Genomic DNA, 21,803 nt, shown 5'->3' on the forward strand with positions numbered 1-21,803 from the left:
CCACTTTATTTACGCATAGTTTTTTCTTATAACAGCAACACTTTTAACAAGGAGGTGTTATTCATTATGGGTAAAGATCGCCAAGAACGAAAACTACGAGAATCACGCCGCGTTGAATCCGATCGTGATCAATCACTACAATATCCAGGTGCAACTGGACTTGATACACCAGAACAGGCTCGAAAACAAAACCAGCACTAATTAATAGAAAAAGACGGTTTCTATATTGTACGAAACCGTCTTTTACATAATCAGTTTAATGATTTCTATTTATATTGAAATAATATTTCGCACACTATATCCTCCCATTACTTCTTTTTACCTTCACCTATTCCCATTAAAAATTAAGTTCTCTCCAGTAATTCGACAACACACCATCTACATTTTTCAACCCGTTTTCAATTACAATTTTTACGAAATGATATTTTTATATAATGCTAATTCCATTCTCCACTTTATATTACGAAAAAGAATAGAACAAAAAAAAATCAACCGAATGGTTGATTTTTTATCTCCTACTATAATGCGCAGTATCAATACCACGCTGCATTAACCAATGATATGTTTCACCCTTTACAACAAGAGGTACAGATTGCAACTCTTCTATCGTCTTCGCACCAAGAGCTGTCATTATAAATTTCAAATCTGTATGTAGAAGCTCAATTTCATCCAATAACTTCTCAATACCATCTTGCATTAAAATACGTAAAAAGTAACCAGCAAACGCAGTTGTATTCGCCCCTAATGCGATCGCTTTCGCTACGTCAAGCGCTGTTTGTATACCCCCAGATGCAATAAAAGAGAGGTTATTATTTGTAGAGGTTGCTTCAATAATCGAGGTTGCTGTTTGTATGCCCCAGTTATTAAAATAAGAAAGCATTCGCTGCCTTCTTTCGTTTTCAACAGCAGCAAAATTCGTACCACCTTGCCCACCAATATCAATTGCTGTTACACCTACGTTCACTAACTGTTGCATTGTTTCCTTACTCATCCCAAATCCAACTTCTTTTACAATGATAGGAACTTTACTATTTAAAACAATTTTCTCAATGCGCTGAAGTACTCCAGTAAAATCACGGTCTCCTTCTGGCATCGTTAACTCTTGTATGACATTTAAATGAATTTGTAATGCATTCGCTTCAATCATATCAACGGCGCGCTCTGCCTGCTCGATAGTTGCCTCACTACCTAAATTAGCAAAGAAAATACCATTTGGGTTTACCTTTCTAATCACCTTATAAGAAGCAGCTTCACTTTCATCTTTTAACGCCGCCATTTGCGAACCTACAGCCATAGCAAGGTTATGATGTTTCGCTACATATGCTAATTGCTCATTAATATGTAACGTTTTCTCTCCTCCACCACCAGTCATCGCATTGATAAAAATCGGCGAACTTAGTGAAAGTTCGCCGATTTTTGTTTCACATGTTATTGTGTCATAATTTGAATTTGGCAAGCTTTGATGCACAAAATCAATATCATGAAAGCCATGCGTACGAGACTGACCAGTAGAAAGAGCGTATTCAATATGATCTAATTTACGTTTTGCCCTTACCACTTGTACCCCTCATTATTTCTTTAATTTTTTCAGTTGTTCACCAATAATATCACTTAATTGGAAAGTAGCAGAATCAGCATTTGGCTCATACTGACTATAATCTTCAGTTACATTATTTTCCTCAAGCGCTTCTTTTATACTTAAAGAAATACGTTTCTCTGCTACGTGAACTTCAAGTACTTTCACTTTTACTTCTTGTCCCATTTCCAATACTTCATTCGGATTTTTCACGTGACGATTTGCAATTTGAGATACGTGTACAAGCCCTTCAACGCCCGGTAAAATCTCAACGAATGCACCAAATGTAACAAGGCGTTTCACTACTCCCTCACGAATATCTCCAGCTTTTATTTCGCCAGCAACGTTTTCCCAAGGTCCTGGTTGAGCTGCTTTAATTGATAAAGAAATACGTTGTGTATCAGCATCAACAGATAACACCTTTACCTTAACCTTTTGACCTTGCTCTAACACTTCAGAAGGTTGCTCTACACGTTCGTGTGAAATTTGTGAAATGTGAACTAAACCGTCCACTCCACCAACGTTAACGAATGCGCCAAAGTCAGTTAATCGTTGTACTGTTCCTTCAACAACGTCCCCTTCTTTTAATGAAGAAATTGCTTCTTTTTTCTTAGAATCTAGTTCTAATTCTACTACCGCTTTATGCGAAAGGATTACACGATTTTTTTCACGGTCTAATTCAACAATTTTCACCGCTAATGTTTTACCTTTATAGTCAGTAAAGTCTTCTACATAATGTACTTCTACAAGTGAAGCTGGAATAAAACCGCGAACACCAAGGTCCACAACTAATCCGCCATTCACAATATCTTTTACAGTAACATCAAATACATGACCAGAAGTAAATTTCTCTTGTAGTTCTACCCATGCTTTTTCTGCATCAACAGCACGTTTAGATAAGACAAGATCATCTTCTTCTAATTTAATAATTTTCAACTCTAGTGTTTGATCTAATTCTACAACATCGCTTGCTTTTTCAATATGAACGTTAGCTAATTCACTAATTGGAATTACGCCATCTGTTTTGTATCCAACATTTACAAGCACTTGTTTCTCTTCAACCTTCGTTACAGAACCTGTAACAACGTCACCAACTTGTAATTCTTTTGAATCCATAACTTCTTCATTCATTTTCTCTACCATGGAAATACCTCCCTACAGAATTGACAAAGCATTTTTTATGTATATACGAAATGAAAACAAAGTTTTCATTTGCATGTTTAAGAATTTCTCATCACATACTCTTTTTCAATAACATTCACAAGAAAATATATTAAACCTATATAAATAGTATACAGCAAAACCAGCTTGAAAAAAGTATGTTTTGAAATATAATAGCGAATATATTCTGACAGTTTTATTCCTCTTTAACTAACTTCTTACAAATCAGCTCATTTGTCAAGGAAAGAGACTCACAATTCACGTATCCTTTACATTTCTATTTAAACAAAAAAGAAAGAGGATTATCCCCTTTCTTTATTTCGCAAACACTCCAGAAACAATGCTCATAATTTTTTGGACAACTTCTTCAATTGATAAAGAAGTCGTATCTAATTCCAATGCATCATCAGCCTTTTTTAGTGGAGAAACTTCGCGTTCTGAATCTAATTTATCACGCTGAGCAATTTCTTCTTTTAGCTGCTCTAAATTAGAATCGAAACCTTTATTTAAATTTTCTAAATGTCTTCTTTCCGCTCTTTCTTCAACAGAAGCAAGCATAAAGATTTTCACTTCAGCATCCGGTAATACATGTGTACCAATATCACGGCCGTCCATTACAACGCCGCCTTTTTTCGCTAACTCTTGCTGACGACGTACCATTTCTTCACGAACAAGGCGATGTTTCGCTACAATAGATACTCGATTCGTCACATCAGGTGTACGAATTACTTCAGAAACATCTTGTCCATTTAAAAATACAAGCTGTGTATTTTCTCCTTGCTGAAACTCAATATTTACATTCTTTACAACTTCCATTAACTGCTCTTCATTTTCAATGTCTACTTTTTGTTCAAGGGCTGCATATGTAAGCGTACGGTACATTGCGCCTGTATCAATATAAACGTAAGAAAGTTCCTTCGCAACAACTTTTGCCACTGTACTTTTCCCAGCAGCTGCTGGACCATCTATAGCAATTGAAATTCGTTTATCCATTGTAACACCTCATTTTTTCACTTATAAAACAAAACGAAAAGCAGGTGTTCACCCTGCTTCTTCTCATTTGCTTCACGTCATTAAATCCTCAATTATTGTAGCATAATCCTTCATAGAAGAAAATGAAAACTACCTATTCACCTGCAAGATTTCCACTTTGTTTTTTACCATGACACCCTCATAATAAACAATTTTAGATAAATATTTCACTGATGACTTATGTATAAATAACAATTGCACAACAGAAAGACAAATGAATTGTATTATTAATATACGAATAAAAATTCTCTCCATCTTTTTCACCGGAATTCTTCCCTCCTATACTATATTTGCACATTTCGTTTCATCATTTTATACATCGTACATATAGCAGTTAATTTTATTGTCATTTTCGAGGCATACTTTTATACATTTCCATTGTCGAATTTACTCAAAACATGTTATGTTCTAAATGTATTTTTTTACTTGAAAGGGGTATAAGCATTGAAAAGAATCCTAGTTTTACACACAGGTGGAACAATTGCAATGGAGGAAGATAAAGAAACTGGGGTCGTACAACCAGGTGAAAAAAATCCTCTTTTAAAATTCATTCCTGATTTAGAAGGCGATGTTGATTTAATCGTTGAAGATGTGTTCCACCTACCATCTCCTCATATGACACCGAGCGAAATGTTACAATTACAAGTCATCATTGATGAAAGAGTAAAACAAGACAACATTCATGGCGTGGTCATTACGCATGGCACGGATACATTAGAAGAAACAGCTTATTTCTTAGATTTAACAGTACAAGCAACTATTCCGATCGTAGTGACAGGTGCAATGCGCTCTAGCAATGAGTTAGGTGCTGATGGTCTATATAACTTCTTATCAGCTGTAAAAGTTGCTAGTTGTGATGAAGCTGCAGAAAAAGGTGTTTTAGTCGTATTAAACGACGAAATTCATTGCGCTACAAATGTAACGAAAACACATACAAGTAATGTTGCAACATTCCAAAGCCCACAATACGGACCAATTGGAATGGTAACAAAACGCGGCGTTGTCTTCCATCACGCTTTAGTACATCACGAAACATATACGATAAACAAAGTGTCTAAAAATGTAGTTGTTCTAAAAGCATATGCTGGCATGGATGATACATTATTAGCAGCAATCGAAAATCTTCCTGTAGACGGCATTGTTATCGAAGCTCTTGGACAAGGTAATCTCCCTCCAAGAACACTACCTAGTCTAGAAAGATTATTAAATAGAGGTATTCCTGTCGTATTAGTTTCTCGCTGTTTCAACGGTATCGTTCAAGACGTATATTCGTATGAAGGTGGCGGTAAACACTTAAAAGATATGGGCATTGTATTCACATACGGCTTAAATGCACAAAAAGCACGCATTAAATTACTTGTTGCATTAGAGAATACAAATTCTCATGAATCCATTCAAAATATGTTTATGCACGAATAAAAAGGAGCTGTCGAGGTTTTCCCGACTGCTCCTTTTTATTTTTCTCTTGATGCAATGGTTTGCGCAATCGCATCTCCATGAAATCTTCCGTTCTCGATAAATATTTCATTTGCATTATTTCCAGCAGCAATGACACCTGCAATGAAAATATTTTCAGCATTCGTTTCCATTCTATCCTCTGTATAAATTGGACGTCCTGTTTCTTCATCAATCTGAACACCCATCTTCGTTAAGAAGCTATGATCAGGATGATAACCAGTCATCGCAAATACAAAATCGTTTTTGATTGTAAGAGCTTCACCATCAACTGTAAACGTTAATGTATGCTCAGTAATTTCTTTCACATGAGCCCCAAAATGCATTTGAATTGTACCATTTCGTACTAACGCCTCAAATTCCGGCAAAATCCAAGGCTTTATGCTTGGTGAATACTCACTTCCACGATACAGTACCGTTACACGTGCACCAGATTTAACAAGTTCTAACGCGGCATCTACACTCGAGTTTTTCCCACCTATAACTACTACATCTCGATCAAAATAAGGATGCCCCTCTTTAAAATAGTGAGCTACTTTCTTCAATTCCTCACCTGGAACATTCATATAATTTGGATTATCATAATATCCAGTTGCTACAACAATATATTTCGCTATATATATTTCCTTACTTCCGTCACGCTTTGTCGTCTCAACCTGAAAAGCTTCTCCATCTTTTTGAACTTTCTCCACTCGCTCAAAAGCATTTACACGTACAGATTTACGTCTTACTACTTCACGATAATACGCAAGCGCTTGATTTCGAACTGGCTTACGATTTTCTGTAATAAAAGCTACATCACCAATTTCTAATTTTTCACTAGAAGAGAAAAATGTTTGATGAGTTGGATAATTATAAATGGCATTTACAATGTTTCCTTTTTCAATTACTAACGGATTTATCCCTACCTTTTGCAACGAAATTGCAGCCGCTAATCCGCACGGACCGCCTCCGATTATAATAACTGTTTCTTTCTGCATACTCGTCCACTCCTAGTCTTCTACCAATACACTATTTATAAAAACAAGAAAAAACCTACTTACAGCAGTAGGCACCTATCTTTATTGTATTCATTTTTCATATATTTGTCATCTAAACGAAACGTACATCCGATAGACATCTGCTAAAAACTGCTGAAATTTAATACCTTGTTTCCCTAATACATTCTCAGGATCAATCTTTCTAGCTGGATCAAGCGTTTTATGTGACACGATATCTTTTTTCGGATTTAAGCCAAAGTTTTGGCATAAATACGCATGATACCATGTAAAACGATTATATGCTTCCCAAAAGTTAACATCACCACCATAACAAAGTTCCACTCCAATGGCCGCCTTATTCGCGTCATAGCCATATAAGTCATTATCCGTCGGCACACCATATCGAACATGATACGCAACTTCATTTATAGGAATAATCTCCAATATTGTTTTATCATCTATAAATGTATGCGCCGAAGCTTTCGGTTGTAATTCATTAAAGTAATCTCGATTCCCTATCGCATTGCTTCCAGGATTCCCCGTATCATGGCTTACAATAAATCTCACTTTAGTCAGAGGAATCCCCGGTCGTGAACTTCCATATCCAATATAGTTGCGCTCTATAGGAAACATCGCCATTGCTACCAACTCCCGCTCTAGAAGATTACCTTACTTCCTTATATATGTATTCGGTAGCAATGTCCTTATCGCATATTTCTTACGCGAAGAGAAAATCGAAAATATTTGAAGTGAACACCATAAACAACAAGATACTTACAGCCACTCCATAAAAACCGTAAAACCAAACACAATCTTCTTTCGTATCTAAACCGAAAAATTTATTTACCGATTGTAATAATGTGCCACGCTTGCTTTGTTTGTTTCGTAATACTTCCACTCGCTCTACAACATCTGCTGGCATCATAAATCTTTGGTCTACTGTCATTTTCATCATTTATCTCTCCTTAAAATCATTTCCGTTTTGTTTATCTAAGGAGAGTATAGCACGTTTGTTCGTATAGAACAAGCGTTCTTTTTATTTTTATTTTTATTTTATTTTTCAGCAAGCCAAGTAAAAATCGAGATTACAACGGCAATAATCGGCCCTACTACAACCACACCAAATACCAAAAACAGTAGCCCTTCCCCGAACATCCGAACGGTACTTATTTTTCGAGCTTTCATCGTTCTTGCAAGTTCTCCCTCTAACCTCTTAACCTTTTCTTCTAATTGTTCTACTCGTTCCAGCATTTCATTCTCCATATACAACACCTCATTTAATACTTCAACAAAAAAACGTGATTCCCTCGAAAGGAAATCACGTTTTCTCAAGATATAATATTTTATACCCAACCTCTGAAGCGGCTTGCTTCAGCCATTTTACGAACACCAACCATGTACGCCGCTAAGCGCATGTTCACTTTACGAACTTGTGCTGTTTCATAAATAGAATCAAATGATCTTACCATTACTTTTTCTAAACGTTGTTCTACTTCTTCTTCAGTCCAGTAGTAACCTTGGTTGTTTTGTACCCACTCAAAGTAAGATACTGTTACACCACCAGCACTTGCTAACACGTCTGGAACAAGCAAAATTCCGCGATCTGTTAAAATTTTAGTCGCTTCTAATGTTGTTGGACCATTTGCAGCTTCAACAACGATTTTTGCTTTAATATCATTAGCATTTTCTTCTGTAATTTGGTTCTCAATTGCAGCTGGTACTAAAATATCGCAATCAAGTTCTAACAATTCTTTGTTTGAAATTGTATTGTTAAATAGCTTTGTTACTGTACCGAAGCTATCACGACGGTCTAATAAATAATCAATATCTAATCCGTTTGGATCATGTAACGCGCCGTAAGCATCTGAGATTGCAATAACTTTCGCACCTGCATCATGCATAAATTTAGCTAAGAAGCTACCAGCATTACCGAATCCTTGAACAACAACGCGTGCACCCTTAATATCAATGCCACGTTTTTTAGCAGCTTCGCGAATACAAATTGTTACACCTTTCGCTGTTGCTGTTTCACGTCCATGTGATCCACCTAATACAAGCGGTTTACCTGTAATAAATCCTGGTGAATTAAATTCATCAATACGGCTATACTCATCCATCATCCACGCCATAATTTGAGAGTTTGTGAATACATCTGGAGCTGGAATATCTTTCGTCGGACCTACGATTTGGCTAATTGCTCGTACATAACCGCGGCTTAATCTTTCTAACTCACGGAATGACATTTCACGTGGATCACAGATAATTCCACCCTTACCTCCACCATATGGTAAATCAACAATACCACATTTTAAACTCATCCAGATTGAAAGTGCTTTCACTTCATTTTCTGTTACATTCGGATGGAAGCGAATTCCACCTTTCGTTGGACCAACAGCATCATTATGTTGCGCACGATATCCTGTAAATATTTTAACAGTCCCGTCATCCATACGAACTGGTATTTTCACTGTCATCATACGAATTGGTTCTTTTAATAATTCATATACTTCGTTTGGATAACCCAATTTTTCTAACGCTTCACTAATAACAATTTGTGTTGAATTCAATAGTTCAAAATGTTGTTCCCTTTGTTGTTGTGTTTTTGTTTGAGTTCCCTTTTCGGCTACCATAGTAAGTAAACCCCCTGTAATTTCACTTGTTTAGTAAACCTTCATTGCCTAGTATACACCCTTAAATTTGGAATGCAATAGAAAACGCTAACAAATATATACAAACTATTTTCTGTTGCAAGCGTTTTCACTATTATTATAGTCCTTTTATTACTTTTAGAAAAGTAAAATACTTAAATATTTAAATATTTTTTATTTTCATCAACCACACTCCCATAAAACTGCATATTTTATTTTCAAAAAGTATGTTCGAGTATTTACAATCATCCCTTCCCTTCTCCAAATAAAAAACAAAACCTCAGCTATGTTGTATTAGCTGAGGTTTTGTTTTTTCACAAAGTAATTGTGTATTTGTTCTATCGCGTTAACATCCATTAATTCTTTACCGTACTCCATGATGCGATAAATGGTTGCTGTAGACGGATTACCGTATTCCGCTAAAATAGCTATAAAATCCGCCTTTAACAATTGAATTTGTTCCTCTTCTTCCACCCAAAGATAGAAGCGCTCATCCCACGTATATAGCTTTCCGCCAGTTACACCAAGGTTATATAAGCGATTCGACAGGTTAATTACGTCATCTAGCGTAGCAAACTCATATAATATATGCTCACTTTCATCTAGAGTCACTTGCATTTCAATAAACTCGTCACGGAACTCATCATCTGTATCCATTTCTTGATTTTCTTTCGTTACAATTACAACCATCCCTTGTGCTTGTAGAGAAAACACTTCAACTGCAATCGGACCATCTGCTTCAAACCCTAATTCCTTATTTGCTTCTTGCATCATATCACGAAATAATTGCTGTACTTTCGGTGCATTTCTCCATAAATCTTCTTTCGTTAATCCTCGTTCAGATAAATCATCAAATGTTAGAAAAATTTTTATCTTATTGTAATTTAATCGTTCCAGCCTCATCTCATACCCTCCCTACGTAACCAATGCATCTAATTTTTATTATATGAAATAGAAAATAGATGGTTCTTTTCGAACAACTATTCCGACATTTTTAACCATCCATCCCATTCTTCTTTCGTATCACCAATTAAGATTGTTTCAATGTCCAACTGGTTTAGAACGCCTAGCTTTCCGATAAATCCAACAGAAAGAGATTCCCTTTTTTCTTGTAATAAATTTATAAAGTTCATCGTCTTTTTCATTTCTTGTTCGTCAGCAAAAGATATAAATACATATTTCGGCTGTATTTCCTCTACCGCTGATAACATACCATCTTCAGCTAAGCTTGTCCTAATATATATCGCCTCATATCCTTTTAAGCGTAAATAAGTTGAAAAAATAAATCCTTTCAATGCATCCTTTTCTAACACAATAACTTTGTGTAAAGAGGAAAACATTGAGGCATTGTGATACACCATCCCTAGACGCGTTTGTAAAAATGATAGTGCATATTGAAATTGCACCATTGAAATCTCATTATTATTTTTTGACGTTAATAATTTGTCTGTCACTCGAAGAACGATACTGGCAACAACCTTTTCTGTTGAATATATACTAAAAGCTTCGTTTAATAATGCAGCAATTGTAATTTCATCAAATTTTAACAAAGCTTGTAGCAAATCGTCCACTAAAACAACTTCTTTATCGAAATGTATCTCTTTTTGAACTGTACTCTGCAAACGATTCTCTTCTAATAACTGAACTGCTTGTCCAATCATCATACCGGAAGAAACTTTTTCCATTAACCATTTTAAAATTTGAATATGCTCTTCTGTATATAAGCGATGCCCAGCTTGATTCCGCTTTGGGGCAATAATTTGATATCGTCTTTCCCATGCACGAAGCGTACTCGGCTGAACTCCAATTATATTCGAAACGGCTTTTATATTATATTTCCCACTAAGAGTTGGCATCATTTCCCTCCGCACAATGTAATGATATGTGTTTGAGCAGGTGCTCGGAAACGAAGTGGTATCAATGTTGTTCCATACCCATTACTAACAAAGAGAATCGTATTCAAATGGTTATATACGCCACCTTTTAAATATTTTTTAGATGGGAATAATCGGATTTGTCCTCCATGCGTATGTCCACTTAACACAAGTGAAATCTGTTCATTTCCAGACATTTTTTTTATTATATCAGGGTTGTGACTAACTAGGATACGAAAACCCTCTTCTTTACAATCCGCCAATGCCAAATCTAGACGATCACGGTGCAATCCAACATCATCTATACCGAGCAAACAAATTTTCTCTCCTAATTCAGACTCAAATACCACTCTTGTATTATCTAAAACTTTTACGTTATTTTCTAATAATAACGCATCTAATTCATGATATTCTATCTCATAATCATTGTTTCCCCACACAAAATATACAGGACCTATCTCTCTTAACTTTTGAATATTCGCAGAGATTTTTGATAAAGAAACACCTTTCTCTGCTAAATCTCCTCCGATAATTACGAGATCTACTTTTCCTTTTACTTGTTCAATTAACAAATTCGAAATGACCCTTCTATGAATATCAGAAATAAAAAACACATTTACTTTTTGAAAACTTTTCGGAAATTCTTTAAATACTAAAGTATGTTCCAACACCGTATTACGCATCGCTTCTTTATACATCACAAAAAGTAATAAAATCCCCATGCCTATGAGAGTACTGAATAATATAATCCATATCATATTTTTGACTCCCTCCTCATAAAGATAATCCTAGGCTTTTATAACAAACTGTGATCGCTTAACTCGCTAGCCTTCTTGCTTTGTGGACTTATCTTTTATCGGAATTTTTAATTCTTGACCTGCACTCACTTCATCTTCCTGCAAGTTATTATACTTTTTAATTACTTCAATTCCATTTCCATCTGAAAAATATTGCTTCGCTATACTTTCTAAAGTTTCTCCCTCTTTCACAGTATGCGTTATTACTTTTTCAGAATGTTTCTGCGACTCAGATTTAGCTGAATCAAAGAAGATTACTTCAAACGCACTTTTTCCAGCATTATTACTATCACCCTTCACCTGAATATATTTATCCGTGTACCACAAAATACTAATCGGCAGAAGAATGAATAGAAATGTTAAAACCCGGACGAAAATGTGATTTATTTTAAACTTTTGTTTTTTCTCTTTATTTCTATGAATTTCACTACGCGGCGGTAAACTTTCTTTTTCTTCCACTCGCTCAACTTCTAATTCCTCTTCAAAATCAGGAATTCGTTTCCTCATGTTGTTCACCACCACCTTCCATTTATTTTCTTAATTGGAGTCCCATTATAAAATCAACAAGAAAGTGTGCAAAGATTGTTATAAACAAATTTCCTGTCCATTCAAATACATAACCAAAGACAAAACTAATGAAACAGACGAAACAAAATAAAAATGGCTTTGTTATATAACGAATATGTAACACTGCAAATACGAAGCTCGCAATTACAATTCCAAAATGAGTCTGTACTACACCTCTAAATAAAAATTCTTCTGCAAAACCAATCAAGAACGTAATAACGAGTAAGTGTAGAACGGACATTCCTCGAAACATCTTATCGTTAATACCACCATCATCAAACCATGACTCCGGAAACACTCGCATTGCAACATAATCTAATAACACAATACCAATCGCTAACAAACCACCTATAATAAGTATAGATACTGGTTCCCATTTCCATAAATTAAAGACTTCTTTTACATCTTGAAATAATATATATGCCAGTAAACAGCCAATACCGATAATAATTAACTGTGTTATATATAGATTCAGCCTTATTTCCTGCGGACTCATATCTTCAACATTATGCCTTTGAATGTTCATCATTCCTCCATCTTTTCTAGGCCGAAAAGCTTTTGTAACTCTGTTTCCCAATTATAGTCGAAATCCGATTGTTGCGCTCGTCTTTTTTTATAATCTTCTTTGGTAATACCGCAATAATCGCAGCAATTAATTAACTCTTGCTCTTTCCTATAACCGAACTGTTGCAGCACATATTCACGTCTACACCCTTTAACTTGTATCCATGACTTCATATTTTCTAGCTCACTATATTTATTACGCAACCTTATTTCTACTTCAGCTATTAATCGGTTCATGATTTCATCTGACAAACCTTCTAATAATAATCTTCGTTGTTGTATAATTCCAACCTGTTCGAGATGATAACGAACGAAACGCCAATATTGCTCATTAAATCTTGCTGCATTATAACAAATTTCTTCTACATCTTCTATTGGTAATTCCTTCGTTTGAAATATTCTTTCTTGTAGTAAAGAAAATAAAAATTTTATTTGTGACTTACTTGGCAATTCATCCTCAATGATTGAAATTGGTAAATCATGATCCAACGGACTACATAATAAAATAGCTATACTCGGTTCGCCATCTCTTCCAGCTCTTCCGATTTCTTGTAAGTAAGAGGCTATATTAGTTGGATAATGAAAATGAATAATATATCGCGTATTCGCCTTATTTACCCCCATACCAAATGCACTTGTGCATATTACAAGTTGCAATTGATCGTTCATAAACTGCTGTTGAATTAACATACGCTCTTCATGTTCCATACCACCATGATAAAAAGCTACACCAGTAACACCTTTCCCTCTCAAGTATTCCGTTAACCTTTCTGTCCACGCTCTACTTGAGCAATATACAATCCCCGGCCCTTGTAAATACATCACCTGCTCTAAAAGCGCCTCTTTCTTTTCTTCTATCGTCTCTACAAATTGCACATCCATTGCAATATTAGGACGATCAATAGAGTATACATGTTCCGCGGCACCCTTTAAATTTAAACTATCTGCGATATCCTGCAGTACCCCTTTTGTCGCTGTGGCTGTCAATGCTAATACTGTAGGAGAACCAATATTTTCAATAACTACATTTAGTTTTTTATAGTCCGGTCTAAAATCATAACCCCATTGAGAAATACAATGAGCCTCATCAACAACAAATAATGAAATATGAATTTTCTTCAATTCCCTAATTAATAACTCCGACTGCAACATCTCTGGTGAAACAAAAATAAATTTATATGAAGATAATTTTTTCATCGCTTCTCTTTTTTCATTTAATGTCCGAAAACTATTAAATGCTATCACTCGGTTTTTCACAACATACTTTAATTGTGTCACTTGATCTTCCATTAAAGATAATAACGGTGATACAACAAGCACTGTTCCTTCTCGCATAAGCCCCGGAAACTGATAGCACATAGATTTCCCTCTTCCAGTCGGAAGCATTGCTATCACATCTTTTCCTTCTAATAAATCTGTAATTACTCCTTTTTGACCTGGACGAAATTCAGAATATCCAAACCACTTATATAAATATTCTTCAAGTTTCATTTACACCCTCCATCCGCGCTAATACAAGACGAACTTCAAAATAAGAGATATCTTCTCCAACCGCTTGTTTCAAAACACGTAACTTCCGCGTTTGCAATGCTTCAATTACTTTTATTACTTTGTCTATCTTTTCTTTTTCCATAAACATTTCAATAGAAAAATCTTTTTCTCGCAAAGCAATTTCAACAAAATGATCTTCTATCGTTGCAACCTTTAAATTCCGAATCGTCGCTATTTCTTCTAAAGAACGTCCTTGTCTCCAAAAATTATATGTTTTTTTCGTGGATAAACTAAATAATTCAGCTCTCTCATTTGGATAAGATATAATTTCAGCTAATAGTGGAAATTCATTTTCTTTATCACGAACTTCTTGTATAAAGAAATGTATTGTACCCCAAAATAAAAAATACACCCTGAATATATCTTGTTTCGTAATTTCTGCTAATTGTTGCAATGTACAACCAATGCGTTCATAACCCGTTAATCGATATGTTACAATCGTCGCTTCTATCGCATTACTCTTTTCTAAAAGATTATGTACTTCCGTCCATAGTTTTCTCGCCAACTCACTTCTCTTATATGGCCTTCCTGTTAGAAAACGTTTCACCCACATCATTATTTCTGTATCTTGCTGAATTGGAATAAATCTCGTATTATTCTGTTGTAAATTTGATATGGTTTGAATAATTAATGATAATCTTTTCCAAAATGTTTCACCTAATTCCCCATAATGTAAACCATGCAAATGCGCCGGAAAAGCATAAACTTCCTCCCATTTATGTAACTGCATTTTACCCGTAGGTGTTAACACATATGTATTTTCATGTATTTCTTGAATAAAATCCGCTTGCAACAACTTTGCAACTTCACCATCATAGTCATTTCTATTTAATGATTTATATATTCCGAACAAAAAAGAAATTCGGAACATATTTCCATCTTGTAAAGTTTGCGAAGAACGTTTGCCCTTTAGTAAATAATAAATAGAAGAAACGGTTCTTTCACCATTCAATTGTTTTAAACAATGCAACAAAGTATATTGTATTTGCATGACCGCTTCCACCTTCCAATCTTAACTTCATTCTTTTCAGTACAATTACACTATCTACTGTCGCTCATTAAACTTATCATATAAGAACTATATACTTGTATATATTCTATTGTATCAAACGAAATCATATTTACGTATTTTGAAAATCTTATGACATAATTCAAAAATAAGTTGACACTCTAATTGATAAGCATTATCATTATAATTTTATGTTGAAAAGTTTTACAAACCGTTTTACAATAAGGTTATAATTTTTATGGCGAGCTTTTCACATACATATTATCAGGAGGGAAAAAAGATGGCAAAATATACAATCGTTGATAAAGATACTTGTATTGCATGTGGTGCTTGTGGCGCTGCTGCACCAGACATTTATGACTATGATGATGAAGGTATTGCATTTGTAACATTAGATGATAACCAAGGTATCGTTGAAATTCCAGATGTATTAATTGAAGATATGATGGATGCATTCGAAGGCTGTCCAACTGACTCAATTAAAGTTGCTGACGAATCATTCGACGGAGACGCTTTAAAATTCGAATAGTCTTTTATTAACTTCAAAAAACGCCCCTCCTATTGATGAGGGGCGTTTTTTGTATCTAAATTTTATTTTCCTTAATAAAAAACCATTAGTAGTTTCACACTACTAATGGTTTTAGTATATATTATGCATTTTTCATTTTTGCAAACACCCATACTTTCAGGCGTGAGAATAATGCTACAAATACAATTGTTACAACAATCCCTTTAATTAAATTAAATGGTAAGATTGCCGTTACAACCGTTGTTTTTATAGCTTCGCTAGACATAGCTGGTGAATTTAAAAACCAAGTGTACGCCGGGAATATGATGATGTAGTTTAATACACTCATAATAAGTGCCATTGTAATTGTCCCTAGCATTAATCCTGTAGTTAAACTCTTCACAGTACGATACTTTCTAAATAAGAAAGCTGCTGGCCCAATAAATAAACATCCTGCAATAAAGTTTGCAATTTCTCCAACTGGTACTCCCGTTAAACTTCCTTGAATCCCGTAATGTAAAATGTTCTTTATCGCCTCTACAATCACTCCTGCTACTGGTCCAAAGATAATTGCCGCAATTAGAGCTGGTACATCACTAAAATCAATTTTCAAAAATGGCGGAAGCCCTGGGAACGGGAAATCCAACATCATTAGTAAATATGCAATACTACTTAGCATCGCTACACTCACCATCTGCACTACACTGTTTTTTTGTTTCATCTTTCTCTCTCCTTTTCCATCGATCATCTCATGGAAAGTGGAAAGGTTCTGCTATGCCTATTTTTTCATAGAACGAAAAAACCCTTTGTGTTTTACACAAAGGGAGAATTTAAGGCACATCAAACAGACGTTCAAATCCATATCTTTTTTGAACGCTTGAACCTCCATCTTCTCCCATCCAGACTATACTGTCGGCTTTGGAATCACACCAAATCCTGCCTTAACGGCTCGCGGGCTTAGAACAAAATCATAAATAGTTCATCACCGCCGGTCGGGATTTTCACCCTGCCCCGAAGATAGACCGATATTCTATTTTCCCCTTCATTATACAACAACCTCATAACATTGTGAACTAAAAAATTGTAACTTATTTAAAATTAGTTATTTATTTTTCGTAATAACAAATAAATTGCGAGATATTTTACAATACAATCCATATTTTTTATTATTCGGCATTTCTCTTTTGAATTACCTAGTCATATATAATTAAAAGTGATAAGATATTGAATTGTTAAGATAAGAACATTTTCTGAGTTATGGAGGAAATGTCATGAAAAAAGACAAGAGACATTCTATTCGAGAAGCAATGAAAAAAAACTTAAGAAAAGAATACTTTTACTTAAAAAAAGAATTACTTTTCTACTGCCCAATTGATTTAGGCACATTCTCAAACGAGACATACTATGCTACTTTCGATGAAGATGGCATCAGTATTTATCAGTATGATAAAAAAACAGAAAGTAAATTAAAATTGTGTGAGCGTCATCCGTGGAAGAGTTGGAATAAAGTGAAGATTGATCACTATTTGACAACTTCTCAATTTATTTTTCAGGGTGAGCGAAATTGGATCTTATCTCTTTTTCAAAAAGGAAAAGAAGCTCAAAAAATTATTGAAGAGCATACATCTTTACAAACAGAAGTTGTTTCCCGCTCTTTCTTAAAAAAACTTCCTGGTTTTCGTTCTAATACACCACTGAATAAATACATCGGTAGTATTTGTTACACTGCACTTATTGCATTTTTATTAAAATGGATGATTCCATTTCAAGCACCACAAATCGCCTTGTATTCTATCTCGATTGGTTGTATGCTTCTTGGCCTACTTTGTTTGACAATCGGTTTAATTGAACCGACTATCGTACTGTTTCGAACAAAAGAGAAAACAAGAACAAAAGTTTTTTACTTATATAGCTATTTAGCTATTTCTGGATTTATATGTGTCTTTATTTTTTGGTAAAAGAAGCCGTCCCAAAATAAATTTTGGGACGGTTTTCTTTTAGATATAGATGCTCTGATTCACTCAATAGTTCTAGCAAAAGCGCCCATATAATTTCATTTATATTGAATCTTATTTAAGAAGAACATAAATTTGTTCAAAGTTTAATTTTTGAAGCGTTTCCTTTACTTAACATATAATTGTTGATTAGGATAAATTAGCTCTTGCTGCAATCCATTTTTTTCTTTAATTTCCTTAAGTGTCATACTAAATTTCCGTGCAATACTAACTAAAGTATCCCCTTTTTGTACGACATATAATGACGAAGAAACAACTTCATTTCTTTGTTCACTTAAAACAAGCAATGGGTTCATCGCATTCTTTTTCGCCATCGTCCATCTTCCTTGATGAAGTTCTAGATGTAAGTGCGCACCTCGCGATTCTCCCGTGTTCCCTACTTCTCCAATTTTTTCTCCTTTGGAAATATAATCTCCTTGATCCACATATCTCTTATTTAAATGTGCATATACAGCCTCATATTCTCCGTGTTTAATAAATACAACATTTCCATAACTACTTGAATAATAAGACCTCGTTACCTTACCATCTTGGATAGCTGCCACAGGCGTTCCAATCGGCGCAGCTACATCAATACCATAGTGTTTTCCGTGTCTTGTCCCAAAATAATCACTTATCTGTCCTTCAACAGGCCATGCCCATTGATTTCCCTCTGCGTACACATGTAATTGAGATAAAAACAGTACTGTCAATAACATAATGCCGTATTTTAAAACTTTCATATACATCCTCCGTTTTCTAATTACCACCATACCTTCTCTATTTTGGTATATTACAGAAAAAAGTATACAAAAAAGAAAGTGAATTACTCCACTTCCTTCTCTTTCTTATCACGAAAAACGATTGCACTGCGATTATACTCTACATCTTTTACTTGTAATCGAGCGTTTATTACTCTAGCTACTGCAAATAAATAGTCAGATAATCTATTTACATACTTTAGAACAACTTCATTTATTTTTCCTTCTTTTTGTAAGGACACGATACATCGTTCTGCTCGCCTTACAACTGTACGTGCAATATGAATAGCAGCTGCCGACTCGCTTCCACCTGGTAAAATAAAGCGCTCTAGCGGCGGTGCTTCTTCTATATACGAATCAATCCTACTTTCTAAGTTTTCGACCATTTCAATTTTTACTTTATAAGGTATCTTCTCACCTACTATCGCCAAGTCTCCCCCGCAATCAAATAGTTCATGTTGAATCGTTTCAAGTTCATTGTAAATATCTCCGAAAGGCCCGCCTTGTAGCTTAGTCATTGCATATCCAATATGAGAATTTGCCTCGTCTATTGTTCCATACGCTTCCACACGGATATCATCTTTATCAACCCTGCCACCTATTACACTTGTCGTTCCTTTATCTCCTGTTTTTGTATATAATTTCATTTCTTCACAGCACCTCTCTTGTTATTCTTTATTCGAGCAACATAGAAAAAAGTTCTACCATTCTTTATTTAATTGAGTTTACAAAAAAATAAAAAACAGCAGAACTTTATTCATTATCAACTTTAAAAACACATATCTAAATTATACGATTCGGTAAATATACAGAGAATGTAGTTCCTTCTCCAACAACACTTGATACAGAAATTTTACCATCATGGCCTTGAACAATATTTTTCGCAATCGCAAGCCCGAGTCCTGTTCCACCCTTTTTCCCACGTGTTCTTGCTTTATCAGCTTTATAGAAACGATCAAATAAAAATGGAATATCTTCTTCTGGAATGCCTGCACCCGAATCTTGTACTTCAAAAATAAGACCGTTATTTTTCGTATCAATTACAAGCGTTACATGTCCGCCTGCATTCGTATGACGTATTGCGTTATCAATTAAATTCGTCAATACTTGTTCCATACGATCTGCATCAAACGGGTATTGTTCAATTGGATCTTTGAAATCAACCGTTAACGCGACCTCTTTATCCTTTGCAATTCCTTGGAATTTACGACCAATTTTTTCAACAAACGGATGTATATCCACCTCACCAATATGTAACTCTACATGACCGCTTTCCATACGAGCTAAATCTAACAATTCATTTACAAGTTTACCTAAACGAACAGATTCATCATAAATAATTTGAACAAACTCATCTATTTCCTCTTTCGTTTGCACAATATCATCTAAAATCGCTTCACTATACCCTTGCAGCATGACCATTGGTGTACGAAGTTCATGTGATACATTCGCAATAAAATCTTGACGCATCTTTTCAAGACGACGTTCTTCCGTCATATCTCGCAGCACTGCTACAGCTCCACGAATTTTCGTTTGATTGTAAAGCGGCGTCATAAGAACTACATAGTTTCCTTTTTGTAAATTAATTTCAACAACTTGTTGTTGTTCGCTTTCTACAACGAGATGGAATAATTCCACAAGTTCAGAAGGTAGTTTTTTACTGAGCTCTATCTCTTTTTCTTCTTGCCAAACTTGTAAGAAATGTTCGGCCGGCGGATTGATTACAACGACTTCACCTTCTTGATTTAACGTAATAACCCCATCTGCCATACTACTCAAAATACTTGCTAACTGCTCTTTTTCTTGTTGCAAGGCGTTCATATTAAACTTCAACTGTTTTCCCATTTGATTTAAGGCCGTTGCAAGCTCACCAATCTCATCCTGAGATACCATAGGAGCCTTTGCATCAAACTTCCCACGTGACACTTCAAAAGCAACCTCACGCATTTTACGAAGCGGTGCTGTAATCCGAGTAGATAAGAAGAACGCAAAGAAAGTTGTTAATATAATCGCAATTCCAGCCGATAAGAAAATAAAATCAGTTGTTCTTTCCATACCTTGTATCGGTACTTGTAAAGATTCATATACGAACACTGCACTTTGATTTTTTGATTGCACTGGTTTTCCGACGATCATAATATCATTTTCGGTGTTTTTATTCTTCCTACTATTAGACGCTTTTCTAATATTATTCTTAATTTCTTTTTTGTCTGTAAACACAGCCGCTAATTCTTTATCTTCTTTTAAGTCATCCATTGTAAGAGTGACTAACCCTTCTTGTTTCGGTGAAGAAGAGATTTCTTTACCATCTTCTACAATAATAATCCTTGAAAGTGGGTCAGAGAATTTGTAAGCGATATTCTCAATCGTTTTTACATCGGCACCTTCTTCAATTAACTCTGAAACACTTGTTGCAACTTTTTGAAGCCTAGCTTCACTCATATCAACATAATACGTTCTAAAAAACTGTGAAAGTAAAATCGCAACAAATCCAAGAACAAACGAAACGAGAAGTAATATGGTCATCCATAACTTCCCTACTACACTTCTCCAAAGCATCAGTCGTTCACAACCTCAAATTTGTAACCTACACCCCAAACAGTAACGATCATTTTCGCTGCATCTGGTGATTTTTTGCTTAACTTCTCACGTAAACGCTTTACATGTGTATCAACTGTACGTAAATCTCCGAAGAATTCATATTGCCATACTTCTTTTAACAGTTGCTCACGATCGAATACTTTATCAGGAGCTTTCGCTAAAAATAATAGTAACTCATATTCTTTCGGCGTTAAGTTTACTTCATTACCATCTGCAGTAACACGGTGTGCATCGTTATCAATTGTTAAGTGCGGGAATACAGTAACATCTTTTGTCGTTGTATCTTGTGTAAAGAATGTTGTTGGTACAGCACGACGTAATACCGCTTTCACACGTAGTACGACCTCACGTGGACTAAATGGCTTTACAATATAATCATCTGTTCCAACTTCAAATCCTTGTACTCTATTTACTTCTTCACCTTTTGCTGTCAGCATAATAATTGGTGTCGCTTTCTTCTCACGAACCCCTTTACATACTTCAATGCCATCTTTACCAGGCATCATAAGATCTAATAAGATTAAATCGTAATCATTTTGCAACGCCATTTCTAAAGCTGTATCACCATTATCTGCTTCTTCAATCGTATATTGTTCTCTTTCTAAGTACATTTTCAATAAACGACGAATACGATCCTCATCATCTACAATTAAAATTCTTGATTCATTTTCCATCTCTACCCGCTGCGCACTCTCACCTCAGCGGTTCACACCTACCCTTCTTTA

At 35.1% G+C, this 21,803-nt stretch carries 25 protein-coding genes and 1 riboswitch; of the genes, 4 read left to right on the forward strand and 21 right to left on the reverse strand.

All coding sequences use genetic code 11. The features are described from left to right. Positions 1-66 precede the first annotated feature (66 nt). Positions 67-201 carry a YpzI family protein gene (locus MKY38_RS14470; protein ID WP_000513900.1) on the forward strand — a complete coding sequence of 45 codons (135 nt, stop codon included), beginning with the start codon at positions 67-69 and terminating at the stop codon, positions 199-201. Positions 202-508: 307 nt separating this feature from the next. On the opposite strand, the gene MKY38_RS14475 is transcribed toward MKY38_RS14470, so the two are convergent. The 4 genes from MKY38_RS14475 to MKY38_RS14490 form a co-directional block, all read right to left on the reverse strand. Then, positions 509-1,558 (reverse strand): type 2 isopentenyl-diphosphate Delta-isomerase, encoded by a 1,050-nt coding sequence (locus MKY38_RS14475; protein ID WP_000251035.1) that lies wholly within the window; start codon positions 1,556-1,558, stop codon positions 509-511. Between the two features lie 12 nt (positions 1,559-1,570). Then, positions 1,571-2,719 carry a 30S ribosomal protein S1 gene (gene rpsA, locus MKY38_RS14480; protein WP_000229559.1) on the reverse strand — a complete coding sequence of 383 codons (1,149 nt, stop codon included), beginning with the start codon at positions 2,717-2,719 and terminating at the stop codon, positions 1,571-1,573. 333 nt (positions 2,720-3,052) lie between these two features. After that, a complete protein-coding gene (gene cmk, locus MKY38_RS14485; RefSeq protein WP_000361252.1) occupies positions 3,053-3,730 on the reverse strand; it encodes a (d)CMP kinase in 678 nt (225 codons plus the stop codon). A gap of 129 nt (positions 3,731-3,859) precedes the next feature. Then, a complete protein-coding gene (locus tag MKY38_RS14490) occupies positions 3,860-4,033 on the reverse strand; it encodes a YpfB family protein (protein ID WP_000738057.1) in 174 nt (57 codons plus the stop codon). 180 nt (positions 4,034-4,213) lie between these two features. Between MKY38_RS14490 and ansA the strand changes: the two genes are divergently transcribed. Further along, positions 4,214-5,188 (forward strand): asparaginase, encoded by a 975-nt coding sequence (ansA, locus tag MKY38_RS14495; RefSeq protein ID WP_000822010.1) that lies wholly within the window; start codon positions 4,214-4,216, stop codon positions 5,186-5,188. 35 nt (positions 5,189-5,223) lie between these two features. Here the strand turns inward: ansA and MKY38_RS14500 are convergent, their stop codons facing one another. The 12 genes from MKY38_RS14500 to MKY38_RS14555 form a co-directional block, all read right to left on the reverse strand. Further along, on the reverse strand, positions 5,224-6,204 hold the full coding sequence (locus MKY38_RS14500) for a YpdA family putative bacillithiol disulfide reductase (protein ID WP_001168522.1): 981 nt from the start codon (positions 6,202-6,204) through the stop codon (positions 5,224-5,226). Positions 6,205-6,312: 108 nt separating this feature from the next. Then, entirely contained in the window at positions 6,313-6,843 is a 531-nt protein-coding gene (locus tag MKY38_RS14505) for a peptidoglycan recognition protein family protein (protein WP_001240655.1), read from the reverse strand. Positions 6,844-6,922: 79 nt separating this feature from the next. Next, a complete protein-coding gene (locus MKY38_RS14510) occupies positions 6,923-7,159 on the reverse strand; it encodes a DUF3961 domain-containing protein (RefSeq protein WP_001983018.1) in 237 nt (78 codons plus the stop codon). A gap of 98 nt (positions 7,160-7,257) precedes the next feature. Beyond that, positions 7,258-7,467, reverse strand: a complete 210-nt coding sequence (locus MKY38_RS14515) for a hypothetical protein (protein ID WP_000426763.1) — start codon at positions 7,465-7,467, stop codon at positions 7,258-7,260. Positions 7,468-7,547: 80 nt separating this feature from the next. Then, positions 7,548-8,834, reverse strand: coding sequence for an NAD-specific glutamate dehydrogenase (gudB, locus tag MKY38_RS14520; protein WP_000225173.1), 1,287 nt, complete (start codon positions 8,832-8,834; stop codon positions 7,548-7,550). A gap of 312 nt (positions 8,835-9,146) precedes the next feature. Next, positions 9,147-9,755 (reverse strand): genetic competence negative regulator, encoded by a 609-nt coding sequence (locus MKY38_RS14525; RefSeq protein WP_001235402.1) that lies wholly within the window; start codon positions 9,753-9,755, stop codon positions 9,147-9,149. Between the two features lie 77 nt (positions 9,756-9,832). Then, complete coding sequence (locus MKY38_RS14530) at positions 9,833-10,708, reverse strand: MerR family transcriptional regulator (protein WP_001142718.1); 876 nt, start codon at positions 10,706-10,708, stop codon at positions 9,833-9,835. Beyond that, the gene (locus tag MKY38_RS14535; protein ID WP_000637793.1) at positions 10,708-11,484 is read right to left on the reverse strand and encodes a metallophosphoesterase; all 777 of its coding nucleotides are present in this window, start codon (positions 11,482-11,484) and stop codon (positions 10,708-10,710) included. Before MKY38_RS14535 ends, MKY38_RS14530 begins: the two co-directional genes overlap by 1 nt. Positions 11,485-11,550: 66 nt before the next feature. Then, complete coding sequence (locus MKY38_RS14540; RefSeq protein ID WP_065223970.1) at positions 11,551-12,030, reverse strand: LysM peptidoglycan-binding domain-containing protein; 480 nt, start codon at positions 12,028-12,030, stop codon at positions 11,551-11,553. A 22-nt stretch (positions 12,031-12,052) separates the two neighbouring features. Continuing rightward, entirely contained in the window at positions 12,053-12,616 is a 564-nt protein-coding gene (locus MKY38_RS14545) for a CPBP family intramembrane glutamic endopeptidase (RefSeq protein ID WP_001025780.1), read from the reverse strand. Then, entirely contained in the window at positions 12,616-14,145 is a 1,530-nt protein-coding gene (recQ, locus tag MKY38_RS14550) for an ATP-dependent DNA helicase RecQ (protein ID WP_000762973.1), read from the reverse strand. Before recQ ends, MKY38_RS14545 begins: the two co-directional genes overlap by 1 nt. Continuing rightward, complete coding sequence (locus MKY38_RS14555; RefSeq protein ID WP_001167004.1) at positions 14,135-15,196, reverse strand: helix-turn-helix domain-containing protein; 1,062 nt, start codon at positions 15,194-15,196, stop codon at positions 14,135-14,137. Before MKY38_RS14555 ends, recQ begins: the two co-directional genes overlap by 11 nt. A gap of 298 nt (positions 15,197-15,494) precedes the next feature. On the opposite strand from MKY38_RS14555, the gene MKY38_RS14560 reads away from it, so the two are divergent. Beyond that, positions 15,495-15,743 carry a ferredoxin gene (locus MKY38_RS14560; protein ID WP_001151993.1) on the forward strand — a complete coding sequence of 83 codons (249 nt, stop codon included), beginning with the start codon at positions 15,495-15,497 and terminating at the stop codon, positions 15,741-15,743. 121 nt (positions 15,744-15,864) lie between these two features. On the opposite strand, the gene MKY38_RS14565 is transcribed toward MKY38_RS14560, so the two are convergent. Beyond that, positions 15,865-16,443, reverse strand: coding sequence for an ECF transporter S component (locus tag MKY38_RS14565; RefSeq protein WP_000810855.1), 579 nt, complete (start codon positions 16,441-16,443; stop codon positions 15,865-15,867). A 162-nt stretch (positions 16,444-16,605) separates the two neighbouring features. After that, a riboswitch (FMN riboswitch) is annotated at positions 16,606-16,745 on the reverse strand. 248 nt (positions 16,746-16,993) lie between these two features. Here MKY38_RS14565 and MKY38_RS14570 point away from each other — a divergent pair. Next, the gene (locus tag MKY38_RS14570) at positions 16,994-17,680 is read left to right on the forward strand and encodes a hypothetical protein (protein WP_000710837.1); all 687 of its coding nucleotides are present in this window, start codon (positions 16,994-16,996) and stop codon (positions 17,678-17,680) included. 164 nt (positions 17,681-17,844) lie between these two features. Here MKY38_RS14570 and MKY38_RS14575 read toward each other — a convergent pair whose 3' ends face one another. The 4 genes from MKY38_RS14575 to resD form a co-directional block, all read right to left on the reverse strand. Next, positions 17,845-18,459, reverse strand: a complete 615-nt coding sequence (locus MKY38_RS14575; protein ID WP_065223968.1) for a peptidoglycan DD-metalloendopeptidase family protein — start codon at positions 18,457-18,459, stop codon at positions 17,845-17,847. An 83-nt stretch (positions 18,460-18,542) separates the two neighbouring features. Further along, entirely contained in the window at positions 18,543-19,124 is a 582-nt protein-coding gene (locus MKY38_RS14580; protein ID WP_000781271.1) for a cob(I)yrinic acid a,c-diamide adenosyltransferase, read from the reverse strand. 136 nt (positions 19,125-19,260) lie between these two features. Then, complete coding sequence (resE, locus tag MKY38_RS14585; RefSeq protein ID WP_000964673.1) at positions 19,261-21,036, reverse strand: sensor histidine kinase ResE; 1,776 nt, start codon at positions 21,034-21,036, stop codon at positions 19,261-19,263. After that, positions 21,036-21,752 (reverse strand): DNA-binding response regulator ResD, encoded by a 717-nt coding sequence (resD, locus tag MKY38_RS14590; protein ID WP_000426861.1) that lies wholly within the window; start codon positions 21,750-21,752, stop codon positions 21,036-21,038. The genes resE and resD overlap by 1 nt, the downstream gene beginning before the upstream one ends. Between the last annotated feature and the right edge of the window lie 51 nt (positions 21,753-21,803).

Source organism: Bacillus sp. FSL R5-0585, assembly GCF_038004545.1.
Classification (GTDB): domain Bacteria; phylum Bacillota; class Bacilli; order Bacillales; family Bacillaceae_G; genus Bacillus_A; species Bacillus_A cereus.